Here is a 26712-nt window from a genome sequence, read left to right as displayed (position 1 = left end):
AGCGTCTCTGCCGGGGCGCGTCAGGCGAGGGGGCCGCGTGCCCCCGCGGGACTGTGGGGGCTTCGTGTCCCGAGGGGGGACTGGTGGCGGGCAGTAGCGTGCTGTTCAGGGCGGACCGGGACGTACCGGGACTGATCGTGAAGTTCGGGAACTATCCGCTGCACCACGGGGGAGTCGGCGCGATCCGCAGCCTCGGCAGGCTCGGGGTGCCGATGTATGCGATCACCGAGGACCGCTGGACGCCCGCGGCCCACTCCCGCTTCCTGACGGGAGCGTTCCCCTGGCCGACGACCGGCACCGAGGAGCCGGACGCGCTGGTGGACGGGCTGCTCGGGATCGGCCGTCGGATCGGGCGGCCCGCCGTCCTCATACCCACCGACGAAGAGGCCGCGGTGCTGATCGCCGAGCACCAGAAGGAACTGGGCGAACTCTTCCTCTTTCCGCCCGTGGCACCGGAGTTGCCCCGCCGCCTCGCCAGCAAGCAGGGGCTGCACGAGCTCTGCGTGGAGCACGGGGTGCCGTCCCCGGCGGCCGCCTTCCCCGACACGTACGCCGATGTCGAGGACTTCGCGCGGCACGCCCGCTTTCCGGTGGTGGCCAAGAACCGGGAGGCCTTCGTACGGCGGCACAGCCCGGCCGTGCCCGGCACCACCCGGATCGGGAGCCGGGCGCACCTGCTCGCGCTCGCCCGCGGCTGGGGCGAGCGGCCCGGGGTGATCCTCCAGGAGTACCTGCCGCGCGAGCAGGCCGAGGACTGGATCGTGCATGCGTACTTCGACGAGAACTCCATCCCGCTCGCCCTGTTCACCGGGGTGAAGGTGCGCTCCTGGCCGCCGCACGCCGGGATGACGGCGAACGCGTACGTCGTCGACAACCCCGAACTGGCCGCGCTGGCCGAGCAGTTCGTCAAGCGCATCGGCTTCACCGGCATGGTCGACCTCGATCTGCGCTTCGACCGGCGTGACGGGCGCTACAAGCTCCTCGACTTCAACCCCCGGATGGGCGCGCAGTTCCGCCTGTTCGAGAACGAGGCGGGCGTCGACGTCGTCCGCGCCCAGCACCTTCACCTCACCGGGCGCCGGGTGCCGGAGGGTGAACAGCGCGCCGGGCGCCGCTATGTGGTGGAGAACATCGACCTGCCCGCGCTGCTCGCCTACCGGCGCAGCGGCTACACCACCCCGCACGCGCCCGAGCGCCCGGCCGGCACCGAGTTCGCCTGGGCGGCGGGCGACGATTTGGGCCCCTTCTTCACGATGCTGGCCCGTTTCGTGCGCCCCGGTGCACAGCATCTGTACCGGCTCTGGCGGAGTTCCCGCCGCGCGGTGACGAAGTGACCCGGCCCCGAGCCGTATGCCGAGAATCCGAGAAGGGGATGCGAGTGAGTACTGCGACACGTCCGGTGGCGGTCATCGGCGCGGGGCCGTTCGGCCTGTCCACCGCCGCCCATCTGCGCGCCCGCGGCATACCGGTCCGCGTCTTCGGCTCGCTGATGGCGAGCTGGCGCGAGCACATGCCGGTGGGCATGGTCCTCAAGTCGACGCCGGCCGCGTCCAGCATCGACGCGCCGCAGCGGGGGCTCTCGCTGCTCGACTTCTGTGCGGACACGGGTGCGCGGCGTCTGGAGTCGGACTGGGACCTGATCCCGGTGGAGGCGTTCTCGGCGTACGGGCAGTGGTTCGCGGAAAAACTCTTCCCCGACCTTGAGCAGGTCCGGGTGGTATCGGTGGACCGGGTGCCGGGCGGCGCGTTCGCGCTGAAGCTGGACTCCGGGGAGGCCTTCGAGGCGCGGGCGGTCGTGGTGGCCACCGGGCTCTCGGGCCTGGCCCGGCTGCCGCGCGAGCTGGCCGCGGCCGTGCCGGACGGCCCCTCGGCGACGGGCCCCGTCTCGCACGCCGCCCAGCACCACGACCTCTCCGGCTTCGCCGGGCGTGAGGTCCTGGTGATCGGAGCGGGCCAATCCGCCCTGGAGAACGCGGTGTTGATGGCCGAGGCGGGGGCGAGCGTACGGGTCGTCGCGCGCGGTGCGGGGGCGGTCCGCTTCGGTTCGGCGCCCGACCTCCAGCCCCGCTTCAGGCCCAACTCGCCCTTTGGGAAGGCCTGGTCGCTGTACGCCCTCTCGTACCACGCGACCCACTTCCGGCATCTGCCCGCGGCGGCCCGCCACCAGCTGGTCCGCAACGTCCTCGGTCCGCTGGGGGCTTGGTGGTTGCGCGAGCGGTTCACCGGGCGGGTGGCGGTGACGGAGGGGCGCCGGGTGGTGCGGGCCCAGGTCGTCGGGGGGCGGCCCGTGCTCACGCTGAGCGGGGGTGCGGGGGCCCAGCGGGAGCTTTCGGCGGACCATGTCATGGCGGCGACGGGGTATCGCATGGACGTGGCGGCGCTCGGCTTCCTCGGGCACGGGGTGCGTACGCAGCTGTTGACGTCCCGGGGGGCGCCGGTCCTGGACGCGGGCTACCAGTCCTCGGTGCGGGGGCTCTACTTCACGGGGTTGCCCGCGGCGGCGTCGTTCGGGCCGGTCATGCGCTTCGTCTGCGGCACGACGTACGCCTCGCCGAGGCTGGCCGCCTCGATCGCGGCGCGCTGACCCCGAGTCCCCGGGGCGAGCCCCCGGCCCCGGGGGGCTCGCCCCACTGCGGGTGGCCTTCCCGGGGCTGCGCCCTCGGGCCCCTTTGGTACTGCTGCGGACCGTGCGTGGCTGGTCGCGCAGTTCCTCGCGCCCCCAAAGGCACTCGGTGCCGGCCGGCATCGGGTCATATCGGCCCGTCCGGCGATTGAGGACGAGTGCCGTTCGGGCGCGATCGGGGTCTGGAGCGGAGCCCCGGGGGCCGGGCCCGAGCGGCGGGCGGGGGAACCCGCAGGGTCAGCCCGCTTCGCGGGGGATGCGGCGTTCCCAGGTGCGGTGGAAGACGACCTCGTCGCCCTCCCGGCACACCACCTCGTTCCACGTCACGAAGTCCGCCGCGTCGCACGAGATCTCCGACCGCGTGTCGACCCGCACGTCCCATCCCAACTCCGGCCGGTGCAACCGGAGATGCCAGTCCGAGCGGGTCCGTGCGGACAGCGGATCATCCGATTGGATCGTGTACGTCTCCTTCGCGTCCTCCATGAATTCGAGGCCGTCCGGGTACACCCGGGTGCCCCCGTACCGCGGGTCCACCTCCAGGCGCCACTCGCCCTTCGCCACGTCCCGCACGACGAGGCGCTCCGGGCGCGGCTCGTCCAGCGGGGCCGGGTAGGAGACGCCGAGCGGTTCGGACTGCTCGGGGTCCGCGAAGGCGATGGTGTCGTCCGACGTGCGCTCTCGGAGCGGGAGTTGGAGCGCGGAGCCCGCCGGGTCGAGGGTGAAGCCCACCGAGTCGGCCTGGGGCCAGATCCAGGGCCAGTACGCGGAGGAGATCGCGAGCCGGATGCGGTGGCCCGGAGGGAAGGCGTGGCCGATGCCGTTCAGGGCGAAGGTCACGTCCTCGGTCGCGCCGAGCGGCCACGCGTCCGCCCGGTCCCGGCCGTGGCGGGAGGAGAGGTTCAGGACGCCCCGGGTGACCAGGGTCGAGGAGCCGTCCGGGGCCACGTCGCACAGGCGCGCGATCGCCTGGCCGAAGGGGACGTCCATGCGCAGCCGGAGGGTGACCTGCGGGCGGCCCAGGATCTCCAGGGGGCCGGAGCCGTCCGGTACCGGGAAGTCGAAGGCGGCCGAGTGGGCGTCCTCGGCGCGCTGGTCCGGGGGCAGGTCGGCGTCGTTGCCGAAGGGGAAGAAGCGACCCGCGTCGAGCCCGGTGTGCTGCGGCGAGCGCACCTGCACGGGCGCGCCCTGGAGCGCGTAGGAGACCGGCGTGACGTGCGGGGAGGGCCAGGCGGGGTCGCCGACCCAGCGGCCGGGCAGCTCCGCGTAGACCGTGGCCGGCGGGTGCGACTCGCTGATCCAGGAGCGCAGCAGCGGCTCCTTCATCACGCCCGTCTCCTCGCCCTTGAGGTGGTGGTCCCACCAGCGCAGGGTCTCCTGGAGGAAGCCGATCGCGGGCCCGGGCGGCAGCCCCCGGTCCGGGTACTGGTGCGACCAGGGCCCGATGAGACCCCGTACCCGGTCGGCGGGCAGGTGCTCCACCAGGCGCAGGACCGTGTCGCGGTACGGGTCGTGCCAGCCGCCCACCGCGAGGACGGCCGCGTCGATCGCGCCGTAGTCCTCGCAGACGCTGCCGTGCTTCCAGTAGTCGTCCCGGGTCTGGTGGGCGAGCCAGGTGTGGATGAACGGCTCGACCGCTTCGAGGCGTTCCAGCCACATTTCCCGCCATTTTTCCCCGACGAAGAAGGGGTCCGGCGGGCGGGAGACGAAGGCGAGCATCGTCGCGGCCCAGGCGTGCATGTCGACGGCGAGCACCGAACCGCCCATGTAGTGCACGTCGTTGTCGTAGCGGTCGTCGGCCGAGCAGACCGTCACGATCGCCTTGAGCGGTTCGGGGGCGAGCGCGGCGATCTGGAGGCTGTTGAAGCCGCCCCAGGAGATCCCGAACATGCCGACCTTGCCGGTGCACCAGGGCTGCTGGGCAAGCCAGTTGACCACCGCGACGCCGTCGGCCAGCTCCGTGGCGTCGTACTCGTCGCCCGGCAGCCCTTCGGAGCAGCCGTGCCCGCGCACGTCGACGCGCACCGAGGCGTAGCCGTGCCCGGCGTACCAGGGGTGGCGCTGCCAGTCGCGCGGCGCCGTCCAGTCGGTCAGCCGGTAGGGGAGGTATTCGAGCAGCGCGGGGACGGGCTCCTCGGTGACCGGGCGCCAGACGCGCGCGTACAGGAGCGTGCCGTCGGGGAGCGGAATCCGGACATCCTCGCGCTGCGTCTCGTACGGGAATTCGGTGCGGATGTGCATGGCGGCAACCTCAGTGGACGGGGTGCATGGTGCGCTTGAGCCAGGGGGCGGCGACGATCACGGCGATGCCGACGAGTACCGCGATGGCACCGTTCACGCCGAAGTACGCCGGGTTGGAGACCTTTCCGTACACCTTCACGGTCTGGGCCTGAATGCCGTTGGCCAGCGCCAGGGAGAGGAACCAGAGCGACATCGTCTGGCTGGCGAAGGCCCGCGGGGCGAGTTTGGTGGTGGCCGACATGCCGGAGGTTTCCAGCAGGATGTCGCCGAGCCCGAGCAGCAGGTACGAGCCGACGATCCACCAGGCGGCCATCTTGTAGCTGTCGCCGGAGTGCCCGGAGGTGGGCAGGACCATCAGCAGGAACGAGAGGCCGCCCAGGATCACGCCGAAGGCGATCTTGTTGGAGGCGTGCGGCTGGCGCGGTCCCATGCGGGCCCACACGGCGGCCACCACCGGCGCGAGCGCCACCTCGAACGCGCCGAGCGCGGAGGCGTACCAGCTGGCCGGGAAGTGGAAGCCGAGGATGCTGGTCTCGGCGTTGGTGGAGGCGAGCAGCATCATCGTCGAGTACGCCTGGAACAGGATGAAGTTGAACGCCACCGAGGCCAGGAACAGCACGACGTACGGTCGCAGGCGCCCGCGCTCCTCCGCGGTGACCCGCGGGCTGGCGAACATCACGGCGAAGTAGACGACCGGGGCGATCACGGAGATCAGCGTCAGGAGGTCGACGAAGCGGCCCAGCGTCAGCCAGCCGCCGAGGGAGAGCAGCACCGCGAGCGCCGCCACGACGACGATGCCGAGCACGATGAGGCGGACCGCGCGGCGCATGCCCTCGGGCGGCAGCGCGAATTCGGCCGCGTGCTTGCGTCCGGCCAGGTGGCGTCGGCCGAGCACGTACTGGATCAGGCCGAACGTCATGCCGACCGCGGCCGCCGAGAATCCCCAGTGCCAGCCCTTGTGGTCGCCGAGCCAGCCGGTGATCAGCGGGCCGAGGAAGGCGCCGATGTTGATGCCCATGTAGTACAGCGCGAACCCGGCGTCGCGCCGCTCGTCGTCGGTCCGGTAGAGCTTGCCGACCATGGAGGCGACGTTGGGCTTGAGCAGGCCGGTGCCCGCGCTGATCAGGCCGAGCCCGATCCAGGTGGCCGCGGCGGTGGGCACGGCCATGGCGTAGTGGCCGCAGGCGATGAGGATGCCGCCGTACAGGACCGCGCGGTAGGAGCCGAGGATGCGGTCGGCGAGCCAGCCGCCGGCGACCGAGACCAGGTAGACGAGGGTGCCGTAGGCCGCCGAGACGGAGGCCGCGTTGCCCGCGGACATGCCCATGCCGTCGTTCGCGACGGAGTCGGCGAAGTACAGGACGAGGATCGCCTGCATGCCGAGGAACGAGAACCGCTCCCAGACCTCCAGGCCGGAGAGGGTGAGCAGACCGCGGGGCTGGCCGAAAAAGGCGTGGTCGTCCTGCGGCGGCGGCTGCTCCGCGGCCGGATCGTCTGGGGCGTCGGTCTTCGTTCCGGACAAAAGGTCCACTCCTGATCGTATGAGCTGATCAAGAACATACCGGGGTCGAAGGGACTGTGCGCGAGCGGTGACGGGAAGGCGCCCATGGTGATCGAACAGCGACCCGATACGCTGACTTGAGTGAAGGCAGCGACACATCGACAATCCGTGTGATCGTCAGCAGACAGGAGTACCCCTCGTGACCGTCGTCGGGCCGTTCGGGCTGAGCGTGCGGGACCAGGCACTTGAAGCCGATGTCCAGACCGGATTGGCGGCTGTCGAGGCGGGACTGCTCGATGCCACCAAGAGCGAGGTCCCGTTCATCACGGAGGCCGCGCAGCACCTCATCCGCGCAGGTGGCAAGCGATTCCGCCCGCTGATCGTGATGCTGGCGGCGCAGTTCGGAGATCCGTACGCGCCGGGCGTCGTGCCCTCGGCCGTGGTCGTCGAGCTGACCCACCTCGCGACGCTGTACCACGACGACGTGATGGACGAGGCCGATGTGCGGCGCGGCGTGGACAGCGCCAACACCCGCTGGGGCAATTCCATCGCGGTCCTCACGGGTGATTTTCTCTTCGCACGCGCCTCGCACATACTGGCGGATCTCGGGCCCGAGGCCGTACGGATTCAGGCCGAGGCGTTCGAACGGCTCGTCACCGGCCAGATCCTGGAGACCGCCGGCCCCCGCGAGGGGCGCGATCCGGTCGACCACTACCTCGACGTGCTCTCGGGCAAGACCGGCTCGCTCGTCGCGGTCTCCGGCCGGTTCGGCGCGATGATGTCCGGCGCCGACGAGTCGGTCGTCGACATCCTCACGCAGTACGGCGAGCGCCTGGGCACCGCCTTCCAGCTCGCCGACGACGTCCTGGACATCGCCAGCGACTCGCACGAGTCGGGCAAGACCCCGGGCACGGACCTGCGCGAGGGCATCCCCACGCTGCCGGTCCTGCACCTGCGGGCGCGGGCCGCCAAGGACGGCCGCCCGGAGGACCTGGAGCTCGTGGCGCTGCTCGACGGCGACCTCAGCGACGACGCCCGGCACGCGGAGGCGCTGCGCCGGCTGCGCGTCCACCCCGCCCTTGAGCAGGCCCGCAGGGACACCGTCCGGTACGCAGAGGAGGCGCGGGCGACCCTCGCGCCGCTGCCCTCCGGATACGCCAAGTCCGCGCTCGAAGAGCTCTGCGACGCGGTCGTGCACCGCGCGGGCTGAGTCGAGGGGCCGGCCGGAAAGCGGGCCCCGACCGTACTCACCCCTACGGGACGGGGTAGGCGACTCAGGGTTCCGTCATCCCAGAGAGGTACATGAGGTTGCTCCCGGGGGCTGACGCGCCGAAGCGGCGATTTTGGTCAGATTGGAAGCACCACTCCTGACCAATTCGGGTGAGAATGGCGGCGCGGGGTGGAACTGAGCACGACGGACGGACGCCGCCGACCACGGAGGTAGGGCACACATGGCACCGAACGACAGCGCACAGGCCACCGACGAGGCCAGGCACCTCGGCGCGGGCCGCCGGAAGGCGGCGCGCTATCTCGTCCCCGTCGCGGTGGCGGGGGTGGCGGCGGCGACCATCGGTCTCGTCCCGGCGCTCGCCGCGGCCGGTGACCCCAGTCTGCCGAAGATCAGCGCACAGCAGCTCATCGAGAAGATGGCCGCATCCGACACCCAGCAGCTCTCCGGCACCATGAAGATCAGCACCGACCTGGGCCTGCCCGGGCTCGGCAGCCTCGGCTCCTTCGCCCCCAGGAGCGGCGGCTCCGGCAAGTCCGCGGCCCCGGACGCGAAGCTGACCGAGCTGGCGTCGGGCACCCACACCCTGCGCGTCGCGGCCGACGGCCCCGACCGGCAGAAGGTGTCCATCCTGGAGGACGCGGCCGAGTACAGCCTGATCCACAACGGCAAGGACGTCTGGGCCTACGACAGCGGATCGAACCAGGCGTACCACTCGCAGCGCTCCGCGGCCGACGCGGCGAAGGAGCACGGCGGGAAGACGCCGGACGCGGGCGTTCCGACCACGCCGAAGGCGCTGGCCGACCAGTTCCTGAAGAACGTCGACCCCACCACCGCGGTGTCGGTCGACGGCACGGCGCAGGTGGCCGGGCGGGACGCGTACCAGCTCCTGATCAAGCCGAAGCAGTCCGGCTCGACGATCGGCTCGGTGCGGGTGGCGGTCGACGCCAAGACGGGCGTGCCCCTGAAGTTCACGCTCGCGTCGAGCGAGGGCGGCAAGGCCGTGGTCGACGCGGGCTTCACCAAGGTCGACTTCTCGAAGCCGTCCGCGGACACCTTCGCCTTCAGCCCGCCCAAGGGGGCGAAGGTCACCGAGGACGACGGCAAGCAGAAGCAGAAGCAGACGTTCAAGCCCGAGCAGAGCCTGCCCGGCGGCCTCGGCGGTCTGGGCGACGCCAAGAACACCAAGGTGATCGGCAAGGGCTGGACCTCCATCGCCACGTTCGACACCGGCGGCAAGGGCCTGCCGAAGGCCGACAGCGGCAAGGGCGGCGGGGACGCGCAGAAGTTCCTGGACTCCCTGGGCGACAAGGTCTCCGGAAAGTTCGGCTCCGGCACGGTCTTCAAGACGCGCCTGGTCAACGCCCTGATCACGGACAACGGCAAGGTGTACGTGGGCGCCGTGACGAAGGACGCCCTGGTCGCCGCGGCGAACGCGGGCCAGTAGCGACAAGCGGTAACTCGGCTCAGCGGTAAGGGAGTCGAGGGGCTCGCCCCTCGACTCCCGGGCCCGCACAGTGTGCCGGCGGGAAGGGGCGGGGTGGGGAACAGTCCAGCGGTCATCGAGACAAGCGGCCTCAGCAAGCGGTTCCGCGGCGGCCAACTGGCCGTGAACGGGCTGGACCTCACGGTCCCCCGCGGCAGCGTCTTCGGCTTCCTCGGCCCCAACGGCTCGGGCAAGACCACCACCATCCGCATGCTGATGGGCCTCATCGAGCCGACCTCCGGCACCGCGAGACTCCTCGGCAGCCCCATGCCGAAGGCCGCCCGCGCCGTGCTGCCCAGGGTGGGCGCCCTGATCGAGGGTCCCGCCCTGTACGGCTTCCTGTCCGGCCGGGACAACCTGCTGCGCTACGACGCCGCGGACCCCACGGCCGACCCGCGCACCCGCACCGCCCGGGTGGGCGCCGCCCTGGACCGGGTGGGCCTCACGGCCGCGGCGGGCAAGAAGGCGCGGGCGTACTCGCTGGGCATGAAGCAGCGCCTGGGACTGGCCTCCGCGCTGCTCCAGCAGCGTGAGCTGCTCGTCCTGGACGAGCCGACCAACGGCCTCGACCCCCAGGGCATGCGCGAAATCCGCTCACTGATCAGGGAGTTGGCCGAGGACGGCACGACCGTCTTCCTCTCCTCGCACCTCCTCGACGAGATCGAGCAGGTCTGCTCGCACGCCGCCGTGATGAACCAGGGCCGGCTCGTCGTCCAGGGCGAGGTCGCCGAGCTCGCGGCGAACGCGCGCGGTCGGCTCGTCGTGACCACCCCGGACACCGGGGCCGCCGCCCGGCTCCTCAAGGAGCGCGGGATCGCCGATGTGGCGGTGGCCGGTGAGGACCGGGTGAGCAGTGAACTGCCGCCCGACGAAATGGAGTTGGCCGATCTCAACGCCGAGCTCGTACGGGCCGGGGTGCGGGTGCGCGGCTTCACGGCCGAGCGGGCCTCGCTCGAAGACGCCTTCGTGGCGCTGACCGGAGAGGGCTTCGATGTCGCGGGCTGAGGTCGTGGAGGCGCCCCGGCGGGACCCGGAGCCCGGGCCCGCGCGCCGGCCGGGCGTCCTGTGGTCGCTCGGGCTCTTCCGCTCCGAGCTGGTCACGGTGCTGCGCCGCTGGCGCACGCTCGCGCTGCTCGTGGTCCTCGCGGCGGTGCCGATCCTCATCGGCATCGCGGTGAAGGTCGACACGGGCGGCCGCGGGGGAGGCGGCGGGGGCGGAGAGGGCGGGCCCGCGTTCCTCACCCAGATCACCAACAACGGCCTCTTCCTGGTCTTCGCGGCCCTCGCGGCGACGCTGCCGGTGTTCCTGCCGATGGCGGTCGGCGTGGTGGCGGGTGACGCCGTGGCGGGCGAGGCCGGCTCCGGGACCCTGCGCTATCTGCTCGTGGCCCCGGCGGGCCGCACCCGGCTGCTGCTCGCCAAGTACGTCTCGGTGCTGGCCTTCTGCGCCATCGCCACGCTCGTGGTGGCGGTGTCGGCGCTCGCGGTCGGCGCGCTGCTCTTCCCGCTCGGGGAGGTCACCACGATCTCCGGTACGCAGATATCGTTCGCCGACGGTCTGCTGCGGGCCGTGGCGATCGCCGGAGTGGTGGCGGTCTCCCTGTCCGGGATGGCCGCGCTCGGCCTCTTCATCTCGACCCTGACCAACAGCGGGATCGCGGCGATGGCCACGACCATCGGGCTGCTCATCACGGTCCAGATCCTCGGCCAGATACCGCAGCTGCACGCGATCGGGCCGTATCTCTTCCCGCACTACTGGCTGTCCTTCGCGGACGTCCTGCGCCAGCCCGTCTACTGGGATCAGCTGGTGAAGAACTTCGAGCTCCAGGCCCTGTACGTCGCGGTCTTCGGTTCGGCTGCCTGGGCCCGCTTCACGACGAAGGACATCACTGCGTGAGAGGCTGTCCGGCGACCGAGCGGCCGGCACAGCCGACGGAACCGGCGGACGCGGCAGCGCGTGGAAGTGTCCGGAACGGACCGGTCGTGCGAGCCGACCCCCGTCCAGCTCGACACGACACGTTCCGTTTCCTGCGTCATTGTTGGAGTCGCGGGCTCAGCTGTCAATCCGGTTACGGGCGCCCTCGTAGAGTGAGTGCATGATCACCTCGTCCGGATCCGCCCCGAGCCCCAGGCGCCGCAGCGAGAAATCACGGCGGGCGACGCTGACGGCTGCGCTCGAACTGTGTGCGGAGAACGGATACGGCAAGGTCACCATCGAGGCGATCGCGGCTCGGGCGGGCGTGAGCAAGAAGACGATCTACCGCTGGTGGCCGACGAAGGGCGCCGTCCTGCTCGACGCGGTGACCGAACTGGTGGTGAGCCACTCGGAGTTCCCCGACACCGGGGACATCGATGTCGATCTGCGGACCCACATCGGCATGCTGGTCAATCTGTTCAACTCGTCGGTGATGGGCCCGGCGTACCGAGGCATCCTCTCCCAGGTGCTGCACGACGAGCAGCTTGCGAGGGCCGTCAACGACGAGCTGGTCATTCCGCGCGTGGCCCTGGTCTACGAGCGCATGCGCGGTGCCCAGGAGCAGGGCCAACTGCCCCCGGACGCCGACCTTCCGCTGGCCGTCGAGATGCTCTACGGCCCGCTGTACTACCGCCACGCGCTCGGCCGGCCGATGCCGGACCCGGAGCACGTGGAGACGCTGGTGGCCCATGTCATGCGGGCGTTGCGGTCTCCGGAACGGAGCTGAAGAACGTCTTGGCGCGGGCGACGGCCTCCGCGTTCTGCGTGATCTCGCCCGGCCGGGTGGCACTGCCGAGCAGCACCCCGCCCCAGTCGAGGCCCATGTACGCCGCCGAGCGCCGCAGGGTGCCCACCAGCGGGTCGGCCGCGGAGTGGTCCTGGCCGGAGAGCGCGGTCACGCCCCACAGGGTGCGCCCCGCCATCCGCTGCCGGAAGTCGAGCTCGGGGGTCCGGAGCCAGCCCGCCCAGTGGTCGAGGTAGCGCTTGACCGGGGTGGTCACGCTGTACCAGTACAGCGGCGAGGCGATCACCAGATCGGTGACGCCCAATGTCGCGTCGAGCAGGGTCGCCGCGTCCCCGGTGGGGGGCGCCAGGTCGCGCTCATCGGTGTCGCTCAGGTCGCGGAACTCGGGGAGATCGAGGTCGGTGAGCCTCAGCCAGCGGGCGGTGTCGCCCGCCGGGAGCTGCTCGGCGGCCAGCCGGGCGAGCGCCTCGGTGTTGCCGTCGACGCGTGTACTGCCCAGCAGGAAAAGGAAGTTGCGGGCCATGGTCCCCTCCGTGTGTAGCCCAACGGCGTATGCGCGTGCAGTATATGCACGCGCATACGCCGGGCGGGAGTGGATTGTTTTCCGGCCGGATCAGAAGGTGAGCTTCCAGCTGTCGAGGTAGCCGGTGTCCTGCGGGCCCTTGTCCTGGAGCTTCAGCTTCCAGGTGCCGTTGGCCGTCTCCGAGGAGGCGTTCACGGTGTACGTCGTGTCGATGTTGGGCGTCGAGTCGGACGACGAGTTGTGCAGCCGGTAGGAGCGGCCGCTCGGTCCGACCAGATCGATCACCAGGTCGCCGCTGTAGGTGTGGACCACCTTCACGCCGACCTTCAGTGCGGCGGGGGCGTTTCCGGTGCGGCCGGTGACCGTGATCGAGGACGTCACGGCCGGTCCGGGCGAGTCCGGGACGGCGAGGTCCGTGGTGTTCTCGAACGAGCCGCCCGGGTCCGGCGGGGTGCTGCCCCCGGCGGCCAGCTGCCACAGCGCGTAGGCGATCGCGTCGCTGTTGTGGTCGAGGGCGGTGTCGTTGATGTTGGAGCTGGTGTCGCAGGAGGCGTGGTAGCAGGCGTCGAACTCCTGGCCCACCGAGCCGCCCCACTTCTGTGCCTGGGCCGCGGTCTTGGTGTAGTCGGCGCCGGAGAACAGGCCGCCGACGGGGATGCCCGCGCTCTTGAACGGCGCGTGGTCGGAGCGGCCGTCGCCCTCGGTCTCGATCTCGGTGGGGATGGAGAGGGTGGCGAAGTAGTCCTTGAAGACCTTCTCCAGGGTGGGGTCGTCGTCGTAGACGAAGTAGCCCGGGTTCGGCGAGCCGATCATGTCGAAGTTCAGATAGCCGGAGATCTTCGAACGGTCGCCGGTGGCAAGCGAGTTGACGTAGTACCGGGAGCCGACCATGCCCAGCTCCTCGGCGCCCCACCAGGCGAACCGCAGATGCTTGTCGGGCTTGAGCTGGGCCCGCGAGACGGCGAGCGCGGTCTCCAGGATGCCGGCCGAACCGGACCCGTTGTCGTTGATGCCGGGTCCCGCGGTGACGGAGTCGAGGTGCGCGCCCGCCATGACGGTCCGGGAGGCGTCGCCGCCGGGCCAGTCGGCGATCAGGTTGTAGCCGGTGGCGCCGGACGAGCTGAACTGCTGGACGGAGGTGGTGAATCCGGCGGCGTCCAGCTTGCCCTTCACGTAGTCGAGCGAGGCCTTGTAGCCGGACCTGCCGTGGGCGCGGTTGCCGCCGTTGGCGTTGGCTATCTGCTGGAGCTGGGCGAGGTGCGCCTTGACGTTGGCGACGGGTATGTCGGGTGCGGCGACGGCCGCCGGGCTCACCCGGCCGGGGGCCGCGGGTGCCGCCTGGACGGTGGGTGCGACCACGCCGACGGCGAGCGCGGCGGTGGCCAGCGCCGCGGCTACGGCGAGGGCGCGTGGGGAGTGCGGAGTGCGCATGGGGGGCTCCGTGTTCCGTTCGGGGATGGGACGGAAACGCGAGGCCGATGGTCAAGGAGAGGTACAGGAGGCGTCAAGAACGTAAACCGGCCAGGGGTGTTCGCGTTCCGGACGGTGTACGGGTGCTCAACTGGGGCCAAACAGAGGGGGATAGGTCTATGTCCGGCCTGCCGGGCCGGGCGCGGTTCGGCGCAGTCGGAGGCGGCCGGAGTCGCCGAGGAACCGGGACGGCCGCGGAGCCGGAGCCGCCGTGGACCCGGCGGGCCGCGGGGCCGGAGATGCCGCGGAACCGGAGTTGTCGCGGCCGCCCCGGCCGCCCCGGCCGGGACCTAGTGGACGCAGAACTCGTTGCCCTCGGGGTCCGTCATCAAGGTGAACTCGCCTCCGGCCTCCTTTACTTGGCGCAGCACCGCGGCCCCGAGCCCGGTGAGGCGGTCGACCTCGGCGGCCCGCTCTCCGGGGGCCGCGTGGACGTCGATGTGCAGCCGGTTCTTCACCGTCTTCTGCTCCGGCACCCGTTGGAACAGGATGCGCCGACCGAGCCCCGTGCCGCTCTCGGGGTCGTAGGAGTCGTCCGGATGCCGGACGGCGACCAGATCGCGAAAGGCGATCCGGCCGCCGTGTTCCAGGGTGAGTTCCGGTCCGATCGCCCCGGCCGCGCCGAGCCGGTTGATCAGCAGGCTGTTGTCCTCGACCGCGTAGCCGAGGGCGGCGGCCCAGAAGTCGGCCTGGGCGTGGGGGTCGGAGGCGTCCACTACGAGCTTCCAGTGCAGGGTCATGTGCTCGTTATAGCCCCGCATCGGCGGCCCGTCCCGGTCAGCGCACCGGCGTTCCGGCGCGCAGCTCCAGCCGGTCGCCCGTGAAGGAGGACCGGAAGCGGCGGTCGTGCGAGACCACGACGACCGCGCCCGGGTACCCGGCCAGCGCCTGCTCCACCTCCTCCACCAGGGCGAGCGACACGTGGTTCGTCGGCTCGTCCAGGACGAGGAGGTCGGCGGGGCGGGTCACCAGGCGGGCGATCTCCAGCCGCCGCCGCTGTCCGACGGACAGCGCCGCGACGGGTACCGCGAGGTCCTCCTCGCGGAACAGACCGAGTGCGAGGAGTTGGTCGGCGTGCTCCTCGGGCAGCCCGGGGCGCCCTTCGGCGAAGGCGCGGAGGAGCGAGGTGCGGGTCGGTAGGTGATCCAACTCCTGTGCCAGATAGCCGATGTGACGGGTCGTCCGGTGGACGCTCCCGACGTCCGGGCTCAGCTGTCCGGCGATGACGCGGAGGAGGGTGGTCTTGCCCGCGCCGTTGGGGCCGGACACCAGGAGGCGACTGCCCGGCTTGACGCTCAGGGCGGGCACGTCGAGGCGGTCGCCCACCCCGACCCCGGCGAGCTCGACGAGCGGGCCGTCGAGGTCGGCCGCCGCCGTGGTGAGGCGGGCGCTGAACCGCAGGGGCGGCGGCGGGGCCGTGACCGGCTGCCGTTCCAGCTGGTCCAGCCGCGTTCTGGCGGCCCTGACCTGCCCGGAGAGCTTGGCCTCCGAGGAGCGGCGGTGCTTGCCGAAGCCCTGGCGCGGGTCCTTTCCGCTCGCGGCGAGCCGTTGCCCGGCGGCCACGACGAGTTCCTGGACGCGGCTCAGCTCGGTGAGCCACTCCTGGTGCGCCAGCTCCCGGCGGCGCCGGTCCGCGGCCCGGGCCGTACGGTATCCGGCCCAGCCGTCGCCGTACCGGACGACCGTGCGCAGGTCCCGGTCCACCTCCAGGATCGTCGTCGAGACGCGTTCGAGGAACGCGCGGTCGTGGGTCACCACCACCAACGTGCCTCGGTGGGACCGGAGTTGCTCGGCGAGCCAGTCGGTGGCCTGGCGGTCCAGGTGGTTGGTCGGCTCGTCAAGCAGGAGCAGTTCGGGGGCGGCGGCCAGGACGCACGCGAGGGCGAGCCGGGACTGTTCGCCGCCGGAGAGCGAGCCGAGTGCGCGATCGCGGGTGAGGTGGGTGAGGCCGAGGGCGTCGAGGGTGGCGGCCGTGCGGGGTTCGGCGCGGTAGCCGTCGCGGTTCTCGTACGAGGTCAACAGGTTGCCATACGCCGAGAGTTGGGCTTCGTCGGCGTGCTCGCCCGCTTGTGCGAGTGCCGCTTCGGCGGCGTGGATGGCGGCTTCCAGGGTGCGTAGTTCGGCCAGTGCCCGGTCGATGGCGTCCTGGACCGTGCGGTCCGGTGCGAGGTCCAGCGTCTGGGCGAGGTGGCCCGTACCGCCGGGGAAGACGGCGGTGACCTCGCCGCTGTCCGGGCGCTCGGCGCCGGCGAGCAGCCGCAGCAGGGTGGACTTGCCGGAGCCGTTCTCGCCGATGACGGCGGTCCGGTCGCCGGGGCGGATGGTGAGGCCGACCTGGTCGAGGACCTGCCGGTCGCCGTACGCCTTGCAGACGGCGGTCAGGGTCAGCTGGGAGGGGGTGTGGTCGTGCGAGGGCATGGGTGTCCCTTGGTGTACTCGGTACGGGGTTCCTTCCGGGGGTGGGGTGTGCGGCTGAGCCGCGGGTGGCTCAGCGGAAGAAGTAGTACGAGTACGCGACCATGCCCCCAGGCTAACCGGGGGTGCCCCCGATGTCCCCCCTTTTACGGCGAGGCCGCCCTGGGGCTCCGCCCCGGGCCCCTGGGGGTTTGCCCTCCCTCCCGCCCGTGGCCCGGGGTTGGTTGGCTCCGGTCCCTGGGGCTGCGCCCCAGACCCCGGGGGGTTTGCCCTCCCTCCCGCCCGTGCGGCGGGTTGCATCGGCTGAGCCCTGGGGCTGCGCCCCAGACCCCGGGCGGGGGCTCCGCCCCCTGCACCCCCGTTCGCGCCTGAAGGGCGCTCGTCCTCAAACGCCGGACGGGCTGAAATGCCCGATGCACGCCAGCACCGAAGCTTTTAGGGGCGCGAGGAACTGCGCGAGAAGCGACCACGGCCCGCAGCCGACGAGGGTTTTAGGGGCGCGGGGAACTGCGCGAGAAGCGACCACGGTGCGAGGCCGACAGGGCGTTGGGGGCGCGGGGAACTGCGCGACCAGCCACCCGCGGCCCGCAGCCGACAAGGGCTTTGGGGGCGCGGGGAACTGCGCGAGAAGCGACCACGGCCCGCAGCCGGAAGGGGATCGTGGCGCGGGGAACTGTGCGAAGAGGGGGGGCACGGCTCGCAGCCGACAAGGGGGGGGCGGGGTGTGGGGAACTGTGCGAGTGGCCCCTCGGTCCGCGAGGAGGGGGTAGGGGCGGGGCTAGGAATCCTGGGTCTGGGGGCGGCCGGAGGCCAGGGGTGGGGTCGGGGCGTGGGCCAGGGCCTCCGCCAGGGCGTGGCGGGTGGCGCGGGCCGTGCGGAGCGCGTCCCAGGTCAGCGTGGTGAGGGCCAGCCACACCAGCGCGAAGCCCGCCCAGCGCTCCGGCGGCATCGCCTCGTGGAAGTAGGCGATGCCGATCAGGAACTGGAAGACCGGCGCCAGGTACTGGAGCAGACCGAGCGTCGACAGCGGCACCCGGATCGCGGCCCCGCCGAAGCAGATCAGCGGGATGGCGGTCACGACGCCCGTGGAGGCGAGCAGCGCCGCGTGCCCCGCGCCCCCGGTGGCGAACGTGGCCTGCCCTTGCCCGCCGAGCCACAGCAGATAGCCGAGCGCGGGCAGGAACTGCACGGCGGTCTCGGCGGCCAGGGATTCCAGACCGCCGAGGTTCACCTGCTTCTTGGCCAGGCCGTACGTCGCGAACGAGAACGCCAGGGTCAGCGAGATCCACGGCGGCCGCCCGTAGCCCACCGTCAGGACGACGACTGCCGCGGCGCCCACGCCGACGGCGATCCACTGGGCGCGCCGGAGCCGTTCCTTGAGGATCAGCACGCCCATCGCGATGGTCACGAGGGGGTTGATGAAGTAGCCGAGGGACGCCTCCACCACGTGGCCGGAGTTCACCGACCAGATGTAGAGGCCCCAGTTGACCGTGATCACCGTCGCGGCGACGGCTATCAGGCCGAGCTTGCGCGGCTGGCGCACCAGCTCGCCGATCCACGCCCAGCGGCGCATCACCAGGAGCACGAGGGCGACCACGGCGAGGGACCACGTCATGCGGTGGGCCAGGATCTCCATCGCGTCCGCCGGCTTGAGCAGCGGCCAGAACAGGGGGACGAGGCCCCACATGCCGTAGGCGCCGATTCCGTACAGCAGCCCGGTCCGCTGCTGCCCCGCCGCATCCTCGGCCACTGGCCCTCCCCGCGCGCTCGATCCTGGGCCGACGGTAGCGCCGCGGGGGCCGTGGTGTCATGCCCGTATCGCGATACGGTCCTGACGCCCGCTCTACGCGGCGAGCGCGGCCCGCACCGTCGTCGCCATCGGGGTGGTCGGGCGGCCGATCAGGCGGGCCAGGTCGCCCGAGGTGCTGGCCAGACGGCCCCGCTCGATGCCGAGGTCCACGTCCACCAGGAGCTCCGCGAACGCGGTGGGCAGCCCCGCGCCGGTCAGGACGGCGAGGTGGGCCTCGGGGGTGACCGCGTGGTAGGCGATCGGCTTGCCGGAGGCGGCGGCGACCTCGGCCGCGTACTCGGCGAAGGACCACGCCACATCGCCGCTCAGCTCGTACGTCCGGCCCAGGTGGCCCTCGCCGGTCAGCACCGCGGCGGCGGCCGCCGCGTAGTCGGCGCGGCTCGCCGAGGCCACCCGGCCCTCGCCCGCGTTGGAGATGACCGCGCCGTGCGCGAGGACCGGCGCGAGGTTGGCCGTGTAGTTCTCGGTGTACCAGCCGTTGCGCAGGAAGGTGTACGGCAGGCCCGAGTGGAGGATCAGCTGCTCGGTCACCTTGTGCTCGTCGGCGAGCGCGATGTCGGCGTCGGGGCCGCCGAGGATGCCGGTGTAGGCGAGCTGGGCCACGCCCGCGGCCTTCGCCGCCTCGATCACCGCGGTGTGCTGCGGCACCCGTCGGCCGACCTCGCTGCCGGAGACCAGCAGCACCCGGTCACCGGCCTCGAAGGCCCCGGCCAGGGTGGCCGGCTCGCTGTAGTCGGCGATGCGGAGCTCCACGCCCCGGGCGGCGATGGCGGCCGCCTTCTCCTTGTCGCGCACGACGGCGACGATCTCGCTCGCCGGTACCCGGGCGAGCAGTTCCTCGACGACGAGACGGCCGAGGGATCCGGTGGCTCCGGTGACGACGATGCTCATGACGTGGCTCCTCTGTAGGGGGGCGGAGGGGGTCCGCTTCGTTCTCCTCCACCCTACGGATAGCGCTAACTCATCGTAAGTACCCACTTTGAAGTAAGGTACTGCTATGGGAGTGAGTGAACGTGGTGCCGCGGATGTCAAGGGCGAGCGGGGTCGGCGGGAGGAGGCGCGCGAGGCCATGTGTCCGCACCGGCTCGTGCTGGAGCACGTCACCAGCCGCTGGGGCGTGCTGGTCCTGGACGCGCTGCTCGACCGCTCGTACCGCTTCAGCGAGCTCCGGCGCGAGATCGGGAAGCTCAGTACCGTCAGCGAGAAGATGCTCGCCCAGACGCTTCAGACGCTGGAGCGCGACGGCTTCGTGCACCGGGACGCCAAGCCCGTGATCCCGCCCCGCGTCGACTATTCGATCACCCCGCTCGGCCGCGAGGCCGCCGAGCAGGTGCGCGCCCTGGCCCGGTGGACCGGTGTCCGGATGGACGACGTGCAGCGGGCGCGGGCCGCCTATGACGCGGCCCGCGAGGCGTCCCGGGCGTAGGCCCCCGCGAAGACGGGTGCCCGGCCAGGGGTCCACGGGGGACTCCCGGCCGGGCACCCGGCGCGCTCTCGTTGTTCCGCCGGCTCAGCCGACGACGGTCCAGGTGTCCTTGCCCGCGAGCAGGGCGCCGAGGTCGCCCTTGCCGTTCTGCTCGATGGCGGTGTCGAGCTGGTCCGACATGAGGGTGTCGTAGACCGGCCGGTCGACCGAGCGGAACACCCCGATCGGGGTGTGGTGCAGGGTGTCCGGGTCGGCGAGGCGCGACAGCGCGAACGCCGTGGTCGGCGAGGCCTGGTGGGCATCGTGGACGAGGATGTCGGCCTCGTTCTCCGGCGTCACGGGGACGACCGTGAGGTCACCGGTGGCCGCATCGCGGACGACGCCCTTGGCCCGGTCCGCGCCGAAGCGGATCTGCTGCCCGTGTTCGAGGCGGATGACGGCTTCCTCGGCCTGGTCCTTGTCCTTGAGGACCTCGAAGGCGCCGTCGTTGAAGATGTTGCAGTTCTGGTAGATCTCCACCAGGGCGGTACCCGGGTGCTCGGCCGCCTGCCGCAGCACCTCGGTGAGGTGCTTGCGGTCGGAGTCGACGGTACGGGCCACGAAGGACGCCTCGGCGCCGATCGCCAGGGAGACCGGGTTGAACGGGGCGTCCAGGGAACCCATCGGCGTCGACTTGGTGATCTTGCCGACCTCGGAGGTGGGCGAGTACTGGCCCTTGGTCAGACCGTAGATGCGGTTGTTGAAGAGAAGGATCTTCAAATTGACGTTGCGGCGCAGGGCGTGGATGAGGTGGTTGCCGCCGATGGACAGTGCGTCGCCGTCACCGGTGACCACCCACACGCTCAAGTCCCGCCGCGAGGAGGCGAGTCCGGTGGCGATGGCCGGGGCGCGGCCGTGGATGGAGTGCATCCCGTAGGTGTTCATGTAGTACGGGAAGCGGGAGGAGCAGCCGATGCCGGAGACGAAGACGATGTTCTCCTTGGCCAGGCCGAGCTCGGGCATGAAGCCCTGCACGGCGGCCAGGACCGCGTAGTCGCCGCAGCCGGGGCACCAGCGGACCTCCTGGTCCGACTTGAAGTCCTTCATGGACTGCTTGGCCTCGGCCTTGGGGACCAGCTGCAGCAGCTCGTTGGCATGAGCGTCAGGCATGAATGGCCTCCTTGAGAGCGGTGGCGAGCTGCTCGGCCTTGAACGGCATGCCGTTGACCTGGTTGTAGGAGTGGGCGTCGACCAGGTACTTGGCGCGGATCAGGGTGGCGAGCTGGCCGAGGTTCATCTCCGGCACCACGACCTTGTCGTAGCGGGCCAGGATGTCGCCGAGGTTCTTCGGGAACGGGTTGATGTGCCGCAGGTGGGCCTGTGCGATCGGCTCACCGGCCGCCCGCAGCCTGCGCACCGCGGCGGTGATGGGGCCGTAGGTCGAGCCCCAGCCGAGCACCAGGGTGCGGGCGCCGTCCGGGTCGTCCACGGCCAGATCGGGGACCTCGACGCCGTCGATCTTGGCCTGGCGGGTGCGGACCATGAAGTCGTGGTTGGCCGGATCGTAGGAGATGTTGCCCGTGCCGTCCTGCTTCTCGATGCCGCCGATGCGGTGTTCGAGGCCCGGCGTGCCCGGCACCGCCCACGGGCGGGCCAGGGTCTTCGGGTCGCGCTTGTAGGGCCAGAACACCTCGGTGCCGTCGGCCAGCGCGTGGTTGGGGCCCGTCGCGAACTGGACGCGCAGGTCCGGGAGTTCGTCGACCTCCGGCACCCGCCAGGGCTCGGAGCCGTTGGCGAGGTAGCCGTCGGAGAGCAGGAACACCGGGGTGCGGTAGGCCAGCGCGATCCGGGCCGCGTCCAGCGCCGCGTCGAAGCAGTCCGCCGGGGTCTTCGGCGCGACCACCGGCACCGGGGCCTCGCCGTTGCGCCCGTACATCGCCTGCAGCAGGTCGGCCTGCTCGGTCTTGGTCGGCAGGCCCGTCGAGGGGCCGCCGCGCTGGATGTCCACGACCAGCAGCGGCAGTTCGAGGGAGACCGCGAGGCCGATGGCCTCGGACTTCAGCGCCACACCCGGACCCGACGTCGTCGTCACCGCGAGGGAGCCGCCGAAGGCCGCGCCCAGCGCCGCGCCGATGCCGGCGATCTCGTCCTCGGCCTGGAAGGTGCGCACGCCGAAGTTCTTGTGCCGGGACAGCTCGTGCAGGATGTCGGAGGCGGGAGTGATCGGGTACGAGCCCAAGTACAGTGGCAGATCGGCCTGTTGGGCCGCCGCGATCAGGCCGTAGGACAGCGCCAGGTTCCCCGAGATGTTGCGGTACGTGCCGGCCGGGAAGGCCTGCGTCGCGGGGGCCACCTCGTAGGAGACGGCGAAGTCCTCGGTCGTCTCGCCGAAGTTCCAGCCCGCGCGGAACGCCGCCACGTTCGCCTCGGCGATCGCCGGCTTCTTCGCGAACTTCGAGCGCAGGAACTTCTCGGTGCCCTCGGTCGGCCGGTGGTACATCCACGACAGCAGACCGAGCGCGAACATGTTCTTCGACCGCTCGGCCTCCTTGCGGGAGAGCCCGAACTCCTTGAGCGCCTCGATCGTCAGCGTCGTCAGCGGAACCGGATGCACGTTGTACGCGGACAGCGAGCCGTCCTCCAGCGGCGAGGTGTCGTAACCGACCTTCGCCATCGCCCGCTTGGCGAACTCGTCCGTGTTGACGATGATCTCGGCACCCCGCGGCACGTCCGCCAGGTTGGCCTTCAGCGCCGCCGGATTCATCGCGACCAGCACATTGGGGGCGTCGCCCGGTGTCAGGATGTCGTGGTCGGCGAAATGCAGCTGGAAACTCGACACACCGGGAAGCGTTCCGGCAGGTGCCCGGATCTCGGCGGGGAAGTTCGGCAGCGTCGACAAGTCGTTTCCGAACGACGCGGTCTCCGATGTGAACCGGTCACCGGTGAGCTGCATGCCGTCACCCGAGTCACCCGCGAAACGGATGATGACCCGGTCGAGACGCCGGACTTCCTTCTCGCCGGCGGGCCTGCGCTGCTCCCCGACGACGGCCTCATCGGCTCCGTCTGCCTGCTCGGCTGGGCTACTGACCTGGCTGGTCACTGAACTGGACCTCCCTCGGGCGGGCTGCTCGGGCGCATCCGGCCGACCGGTAGCGCCAAGGCCCACCCTACGTCGGTAAGGGTCGCCTTCCCTGGACCGCTCATATCCTGGACGCTCTTTTGAGACGCCTTACTGCCCCGATTTGCCACGATTTACTCGCCCCCCGGCTCCTTCTGCTACGACGGCAAGGAATCCTTCTTTGGTTCTAGGTCCCACCGTGTCGGGAGCCCCGCGGGCGGGGACTCGGTCCGCCCGGTGACCGACTTTCGTCCCCGGCGGCTGGGTCCCGCTCGATCCTCGACAGGGTGGCAGCTCGTCATGAATTGATGTAGGTCAGGACCGCGAGAACACGCCGGTGATCCCCGTCACTCGGCGAGAGCCCCAGCTTCAGGAAGATGTTGCTGACGTGCTTCTCGACGGCGCCGTCGCTGACCACCAGCTGCTTGGCGATCGCCGAGTTGGTCCGCCCCTCGGCCATGAGTCCTAGGACTTCCCGCTCGCGCGGCGTCAGATTGGCCAGCACGTCCTGCTTGCGGCTGCGCCCCAGGAGCTGCGCCACGACCTCGGGGTCCAGGGCGGTGCCGCCCCGGGCGACCCGCACCACGGCCTCGACGAACTCCCTGACCTCGGCGACCCGGTCCTTCAGGAGGTAGCCGACGCCCCGGCTCGACCCGGCCAGCAGCTCGGTCGCGTACTGCTCCTCCACGTACTGGCTCAGCACCAGGACGCCGATCTCCGGGTACAGCGCGCGCAGTTGTACCGCCGCGCGTACGCCCTCGTCGGTGTGGGTCGGCGGCATCCGTACGTCCGCCACCACGACATCGGGCAGCGCGCCCTGGTCGGCGAGTTCCCCCACGGTCTTGACCAGCGCCACCCCGTCCCCCACGCCCGCGACGACGTCGTGCCCCCGGTCGGTCAGCAGGCGGGTCAGGCCCTCCCGAAGCAGTACCGAGTCCTCGGCGATGACCACTCGCACCCTGTCCTCCACGACTCCACAGCCCCCGTGCTCTGTTGGCTCCCCAGGCCCGCACCCGTCGGGCGCGTGCCCCACAGCTCCGTGCAAGCCGTGGCGTTGTGCCGTCCAGCATCTCAGCATCCGGCCGCGAATCCGCGCCCGCCAGGCAAAAACCCCCTGACCCGAGGTTTACGGGCCAGGGGGTGCGAGGAGGTGGAGCCGGGCCGCTCGGGGCGAGGGGTGTGCGCTGTCCGGGGGCCGGGGCGTGCCCCGGCCGGGTTGCGGAACTCCTAGGCTCGCCAAGGCAGTTCGGCGGTGATCGTCGTCGGGCCACCGGGCGGGGAGTCGACGGCGAGGATGCCGTCCACCGCGTCGAGCCGCTCGGCGAGGCCCGCGAGGCCCGAGCCGGCGGAGGCGTCCGCGCCGCCGCGTCCGTTGTCGGCGACCTGGAGCATCAGGCGGTCGGCGGTCCGCCACACCTCGACGGTGGCCCGGTTCGCGCCGCTGTGCTTGCTGACGTTCTGGAGGAGTTCGGAGACGGTGAAGTAGGCGATGCCCTCAATGGCCGGAACCGGTCGGCCCGGCAGGTCCACCTCGACCCGCACCGGGACCGTGCAGCGGGACGCGACGGAGGAGAGCGCGGCGTCGAGGCCGCGGTCGGTGAGGACCGCGGGGTGGATGCCGCGGGCCAGGTCGCGCAGCTCCTGCAGGGCGACCTTCACCTCGCCGTGCGCCTCGTCGACCATGCGGGCCGCCGCCTGCGGGTCCTCGGTCAGCTTCTCCTTGGCGAGACCGAGGTCCATGGCGAGGGCGACCAGGCGGGCCTGTGCCCCGTCGTGCAGATCGCGCTCGATGCGGCGCAGGTCCGCCGCCGAGGTGTCCACGACGACGCCGCGGTCCGACTCCAGCTCGGTGACCCGCTCCTCCAGGTGCGAAGGGCCGAGCAGCCCGATGACCATCACCCGGTCCACCGTCGCGAGGCCGCGGATCAGCCACGGCACGGCCAGCGTGATCAGCAGGCCCGCGGCCGCGGTCAGGGCGATCTCGAACGGCGTGTCCAGGTACACGTTGTGGTGGTCGTCGCCGTAGAGCTGGAGGCCGGCCTGGCCGGCGTACATCGGGAACACCCAGCGCCACAGCGGGTAGCTGAACAGCGCCCAGCCGGTCAGCCACAGCGGCAGCGCCGCGCAGAAGGCGAAGACCGCCCAGGGGAAGTGGAACACCGTGTAGAGCAGGTGGCGCCAGGAGACGCCGCTCTTGAGGACCCCGCCGATCCACGACATGAGACCGCCGCGCGAGCGCACCGGACGCGGCTCGTCGATCTCGACCCCGAGCAGCGCCCGCGCCCGGGCCCGCTCAAGCACGCCGAACGCCCGGCACCCCATCAGCGCCACCGCCATCAGCGGGATGCCGATGAAGGTGATCAGGAGGCCGGCGCTCGCCGACACCATGGGCACGGACCAGCAGAACAGCAGGACGCTGATCGGCAGGCTCAGCAGCAGATGGCCGAACTCGCGGAAGGTGCGGCCCTCGAACGGTGCCCGCAGCACCGCAGGGAGGACGTGGTGCCGTGGCTCGGGGGACCGTGCCACGCCGTACCCGTATTCGGTGTCCATGGTCATCGGTCCCGTCCGTCCGTTCCGTGTGAAGCGCGGACGCCGACTGCGCGCCGCCCCCTGTGACACCCAGCCTGTCCTGCGCGGGCGGCCCCGGCCATGGAGCCGGTCACCCTCTTCGACCGGGGGTTTTCCCTACCCCCGGGCATCCCGGGAGCCCGTCGGTCCTGCGGACCCTGGAGCCCGCGGGTCCCGCGGACCCGGGAGCCGAGGGACCCGTCGGTCCTGCGGACCCGCGCGCTGAGGGACCCGTCGGTCCTGCGGACCCGGGAGCTGAGGGACCCGTCAGTCCTGCGGACCCCGGTCGCGCCACGGCAGCTCGGCCGTCACGACCGTCGGGCCGCCGGCCGGCGAGTCGAGGACGAGCAGACCGTCCACCGCGCCGAGCCGCTCGGCCAGACCCGCCATGCCGGTGCCGCCGTCGAGCCGGGCGCCGCCCACCCCGTCGTCCTCGACCTGGATGAGCAGCCGGTCCGCGCTGCGCCACACCTCGACCGAGGCGGCCCGTGCCCGGCTGTGCTTGCTGACGTTCTGGAGGAGTTCGGACACCGTGAAGTACGCGATGCCCTCGATGGCGGGGGCGGGCCGCCCGGGCAGGTCGACGGCCACCTTGACCGGGACCGTGCAGCGCGTCGCGACCGAGGAGAGCGCCGCGTCGAGGCCGCGGTCGGTGAGGACCGCGGGGTGGATGCCGCGGGCCAGGTCGCGCAGCTCCTGCAGGGCCAGCTTCACCTCGCCGTGCGCCTCGTCGACCATTGCGGCCGCCGTGTCCGGGTCCTCCAGGAGCTTCTCCTTGGCGAGGCCGAGACCCATCGCGAGGGCGACCAGGCGGGCCTGTGCCCCGTCGTGCAGATCGCGCTCGATGCGGCGCAGATCGGCCGCCGCCGTGTCGACGACCACCCCCCGGTCGGACTCCAGCTCCGCGATCCGCCGCTCCAGGCTGTCCGACGGCGAGAGCAGGGCGCGCACCATCATCCGGTCCGCGTTGGTGAGCCCCCGCGCGATGAAGCCGAGCACCGGCCACGCCACGAACAGCGAGACCAGTGTCACCGCGAACGTCACGATCCCCCAGGGCAGCCGCACGAACTCGTACAGCACATTGCGCCAGGCCACCGGGTCGCGCAGGCTCGTCCACAGCCAGGGGAAGAATCCGCCGTGCCGGCCCGGACGCGCCGGGATCGGGGTGGGCTCCTCGACGTGCACCCCCAACAGGGCCCGCGCCCGGGCCCGTTCGGCCTTGCCGAGCTGACGCGCGCCGAGCAGCCCCACGGCGAGCAGCGGAAGGCCGACCACGGTGACCGAGAGACCGAGCCCGAGCGCGACCATCACGACGACGTAGACGAAGCCGATCAGGGCCATCGGGAAGTCGGCGAGGAGATGGGCGATCTCCTTCCAGGTGTGCCGCTCGTAGGCGAACCGCACGGCGGGCGGGGCGGCCTTCTCGTCGCCGGCGGCTGCGCCCGGCTGTTCTGCTGCGTACCGCTGCTGCTCGCGGAGGGTCCTGGTCATGGTGCCAAGCCTGCCGGGCGGAGATCGGCGGCGCCATGGGGTGCCGCACCCTCCTTGTACGGGGGAAAACCCCACCCCGGCGGCCCACACCGTGAGACGCGCCTGCGAAGGGC

At 71.6% G+C, this 26712-nt stretch carries 21 protein-coding genes; 8 read left to right on the top strand and 13 right to left on the bottom strand.

Features of this window, described 5'->3' with window-relative positions; translation table 11 throughout:
• Positions 1-98: 98 nt before the first annotated feature.
• Both IE267_RS03395 and IE267_RS03390 read left to right on the top strand, forming a co-directional pair.
• Positions 99-1334 carry a carboxylate--amine ligase gene (locus IE267_RS03395; RefSeq protein ID WP_167159616.1) on the top strand — a complete coding sequence of 412 codons (1236 nt, stop codon included), beginning with the start codon at positions 99-101 and terminating at the stop codon, positions 1332-1334.
• Between the two features lie 44 nt (positions 1335-1378).
• The gene (locus IE267_RS03390; RefSeq protein WP_229860608.1) at positions 1379-2584 is read left to right on the top strand and encodes an FAD-dependent oxidoreductase; all 1206 of its coding nucleotides are present in this window, start codon (positions 1379-1381) and stop codon (positions 2582-2584) included.
• A gap of 276 nt (positions 2585-2860) precedes the next feature.
• Here IE267_RS03390 and IE267_RS03385 read toward each other — a convergent pair whose 3' ends face one another.
• On the bottom strand, positions 2861-4861 hold the full coding sequence (locus tag IE267_RS03385; RefSeq protein WP_189762083.1) for a CocE/NonD family hydrolase: 2001 nt from the start codon (positions 4859-4861) through the stop codon (positions 2861-2863).
• Positions 4862-4871: 10 nt separating this feature from the next.
• On the bottom strand, positions 4872-6383 hold the full coding sequence (locus IE267_RS03380) for a peptide MFS transporter (protein WP_229860606.1): 1512 nt from the start codon (positions 6381-6383) through the stop codon (positions 4872-4874).
• A gap of 178 nt (positions 6384-6561) precedes the next feature.
• Here IE267_RS03380 and IE267_RS03375 point away from each other — a divergent pair, with 178 nt between their 5' ends.
• From IE267_RS03375 to IE267_RS03355, 5 genes are all read left to right on the top strand, one after another.
• Positions 6562-7572, top strand: coding sequence for a polyprenyl synthetase family protein (locus IE267_RS03375; protein ID WP_161250832.1), 1011 nt, complete (start codon positions 6562-6564; stop codon positions 7570-7572).
• Positions 7573-7813: 241 nt separating this feature from the next.
• Entirely contained in the window at positions 7814-9037 is a 1224-nt protein-coding gene (locus tag IE267_RS03370; RefSeq protein WP_189762081.1) for a LolA family protein, read from the top strand.
• A 93-nt stretch (positions 9038-9130) separates the two neighbouring features.
• Positions 9131-10081, top strand: a complete 951-nt coding sequence (locus IE267_RS03365) for an ABC transporter ATP-binding protein (RefSeq protein ID WP_189762080.1) — start codon at positions 9131-9133, stop codon at positions 10079-10081.
• Positions 10068-10973 carry an ABC transporter permease gene (locus tag IE267_RS03360; protein WP_189762079.1) on the top strand — a complete coding sequence of 302 codons (906 nt, stop codon included), beginning with the start codon at positions 10068-10070 and terminating at the stop codon, positions 10971-10973. The genes IE267_RS03365 and IE267_RS03360 overlap by 14 nt, the downstream gene beginning before the upstream one ends.
• A 199-nt stretch (positions 10974-11172) precedes the next feature.
• On the top strand, positions 11173-11778 hold the full coding sequence (locus IE267_RS03355) for a TetR/AcrR family transcriptional regulator (protein ID WP_167157720.1): 606 nt from the start codon (positions 11173-11175) through the stop codon (positions 11776-11778).
• On the opposite strand, the gene IE267_RS03350 is transcribed toward IE267_RS03355, so the two are convergent.
• From IE267_RS03350 to IE267_RS03325, 6 genes are all read right to left on the bottom strand, one after another.
• Positions 11744-12319 (bottom strand): flavodoxin family protein, encoded by a 576-nt coding sequence (locus tag IE267_RS03350; protein ID WP_167157718.1) that lies wholly within the window; start codon positions 12317-12319, stop codon positions 11744-11746. The two genes, IE267_RS03355 and IE267_RS03350, sit on opposite strands and share 35 nt — an antisense overlap.
• A 90-nt stretch (positions 12320-12409) precedes the next feature.
• Positions 12410-13750, bottom strand: a complete 1341-nt coding sequence (locus IE267_RS03345) for a M28 family metallopeptidase (protein ID WP_189762078.1) — start codon at positions 13748-13750, stop codon at positions 12410-12412.
• 329 nt (positions 13751-14079) lie between these two features.
• Positions 14080-14529 (bottom strand): VOC family protein, encoded by a 450-nt coding sequence (locus IE267_RS03340; RefSeq protein WP_189762077.1) that lies wholly within the window; start codon positions 14527-14529, stop codon positions 14080-14082.
• Positions 14530-14566: 37 nt separating this feature from the next.
• Positions 14567-16207 (bottom strand): ribosomal protection-like ABC-F family protein, encoded by a 1641-nt coding sequence (gene abc-f, locus IE267_RS03335; protein ID WP_189762076.1) that lies wholly within the window; start codon positions 16205-16207, stop codon positions 14567-14569.
• A gap of 775 nt (positions 16208-16982) precedes the next feature.
• Positions 16983-17954 carry an EamA family transporter RarD gene (gene rarD / locus IE267_RS03330; protein ID WP_189762075.1) on the bottom strand — a complete coding sequence of 324 codons (972 nt, stop codon included), beginning with the start codon at positions 17952-17954 and terminating at the stop codon, positions 16983-16985.
• 93 nt (positions 17955-18047) lie between these two features.
• Positions 18048-18905, bottom strand: coding sequence for an SDR family oxidoreductase (locus IE267_RS03325; protein WP_189762074.1), 858 nt, complete (start codon positions 18903-18905; stop codon positions 18048-18050).
• 106 nt (positions 18906-19011) lie between these two features.
• Here IE267_RS03325 and IE267_RS03320 point away from each other — a divergent pair, with 106 nt between their 5' ends.
• Positions 19012-19440 (top strand): winged helix-turn-helix transcriptional regulator, encoded by a 429-nt coding sequence (locus tag IE267_RS03320; protein WP_189762073.1) that lies wholly within the window; start codon positions 19012-19014, stop codon positions 19438-19440.
• 84 nt (positions 19441-19524) lie between these two features.
• Here the strand turns inward: IE267_RS03320 and IE267_RS03315 are convergent, their stop codons facing one another.
• The 5 genes from IE267_RS03315 to IE267_RS03295 all read right to left on the bottom strand — a co-directional run bounded on the left by IE267_RS03315 (position 19525) and on the right by IE267_RS03295 (position 26599).
• A complete protein-coding gene (locus tag IE267_RS03315) occupies positions 19525-20589 on the bottom strand; it encodes a 2-oxoacid:ferredoxin oxidoreductase subunit beta (RefSeq protein WP_167157708.1) in 1065 nt (354 codons plus the stop codon).
• Complete coding sequence (locus IE267_RS03310; RefSeq protein WP_189762072.1) at positions 20582-22519, bottom strand: 2-oxoacid:acceptor oxidoreductase subunit alpha; 1938 nt, start codon at positions 22517-22519, stop codon at positions 20582-20584. Before IE267_RS03310 ends, IE267_RS03315 begins: the two co-directional genes overlap by 8 nt.
• 316 nt (positions 22520-22835) lie before the next feature.
• Entirely contained in the window at positions 22836-23495 is a 660-nt protein-coding gene (locus IE267_RS03305) for a response regulator transcription factor (RefSeq protein WP_161245532.1), read from the bottom strand.
• 269 nt (positions 23496-23764) lie between these two features.
• Positions 23765-25090, bottom strand: coding sequence for a sensor histidine kinase (locus tag IE267_RS03300; RefSeq protein WP_189762166.1), 1326 nt, complete (start codon positions 25088-25090; stop codon positions 23765-23767).
• Positions 25091-25375: 285 nt separating this feature from the next.
• Positions 25376-26599, bottom strand: a complete 1224-nt coding sequence (locus IE267_RS03295; protein WP_167157706.1) for a sensor histidine kinase — start codon at positions 26597-26599, stop codon at positions 25376-25378.
• Positions 26600-26712: the final 113 nt, after the last annotated feature.

Origin of the sequence: Streptomyces xanthochromogenes (assembly GCF_014650455.1) — a bacterium.
Taxonomy (GTDB): domain Bacteria; phylum Actinomycetota; class Actinomycetes; order Streptomycetales; family Streptomycetaceae; genus Streptomyces; species Streptomyces xanthochromogenes.
Note: the sequence above shows the minus strand (reverse complement) of the source record. Positions and strands in the feature narration are given on the sequence as shown.

What these genes read in the sequence shown, in the direction of transcription:
- IE267_RS03385 (WP_189762083.1), bottom strand. Translation starts at nt 4,861, where the DNA reads ATGCACATCCGCACCGAATTCCCGTACGAGACGCAGCGCGAGGATGTC.
- IE267_RS03370 (WP_189762081.1), top strand. Translation starts at nt 7,814, where the DNA reads ATGGCACCGAACGACAGCGCACAGGCCACCGACGAGGCCAGGCACCTC.
- IE267_RS03360 (WP_189762079.1), top strand. Translation starts at nt 10,068, where the DNA reads ATGTCGCGGGCTGAGGTCGTGGAGGCGCCCCGGCGGGACCCGGAGCCC.
- IE267_RS03355 (WP_167157720.1), top strand. Translation starts at nt 11,173, where the DNA reads ATGATCACCTCGTCCGGATCCGCCCCGAGCCCCAGGCGCCGCAGCGAG.
- IE267_RS03350 (WP_167157718.1), bottom strand. Translation starts at nt 12,319, where the DNA reads ATGGCCCGCAACTTCCTTTTCCTGCTGGGCAGTACACGCGTCGACGGC.
- IE267_RS03345 (WP_189762078.1), bottom strand. Translation starts at nt 13,750, where the DNA reads ATGCGCACTCCGCACTCCCCACGCGCCCTCGCCGTAGCCGCGGCGCTG.
- IE267_RS03340 (WP_189762077.1), bottom strand. Translation starts at nt 14,529, where the DNA reads ATGACCCTGCACTGGAAGCTCGTAGTGGACGCCTCCGACCCCCACGCC.
- abc-f (WP_189762076.1), bottom strand. Translation starts at nt 16,207, where the DNA reads ATGCCCTCGCACGACCACACCCCCTCCCAGCTGACCCTGACCGCCGTC.
- IE267_RS03325 (WP_189762074.1), bottom strand. Translation starts at nt 18,905, where the DNA reads ATGAGCATCGTCGTCACCGGAGCCACCGGATCCCTCGGCCGTCTCGTC.
- IE267_RS03320 (WP_189762073.1), top strand. Translation starts at nt 19,012, where the DNA reads ATGGGAGTGAGTGAACGTGGTGCCGCGGATGTCAAGGGCGAGCGGGGT.
- IE267_RS03315 (WP_167157708.1), bottom strand. Translation starts at nt 20,589, where the DNA reads ATGCCTGACGCTCATGCCAACGAGCTGCTGCAGCTGGTCCCCAAGGCC.
- IE267_RS03300 (WP_189762166.1), bottom strand. Translation starts at nt 25,090, where the DNA reads ATGGACACCGAATACGGGTACGGCGTGGCACGGTCCCCCGAGCCACGG.
- IE267_RS03295 (WP_167157706.1), bottom strand. Translation starts at nt 26,599, where the DNA reads ATGACCAGGACCCTCCGCGAGCAGCAGCGGTACGCAGCAGAACAGCCG.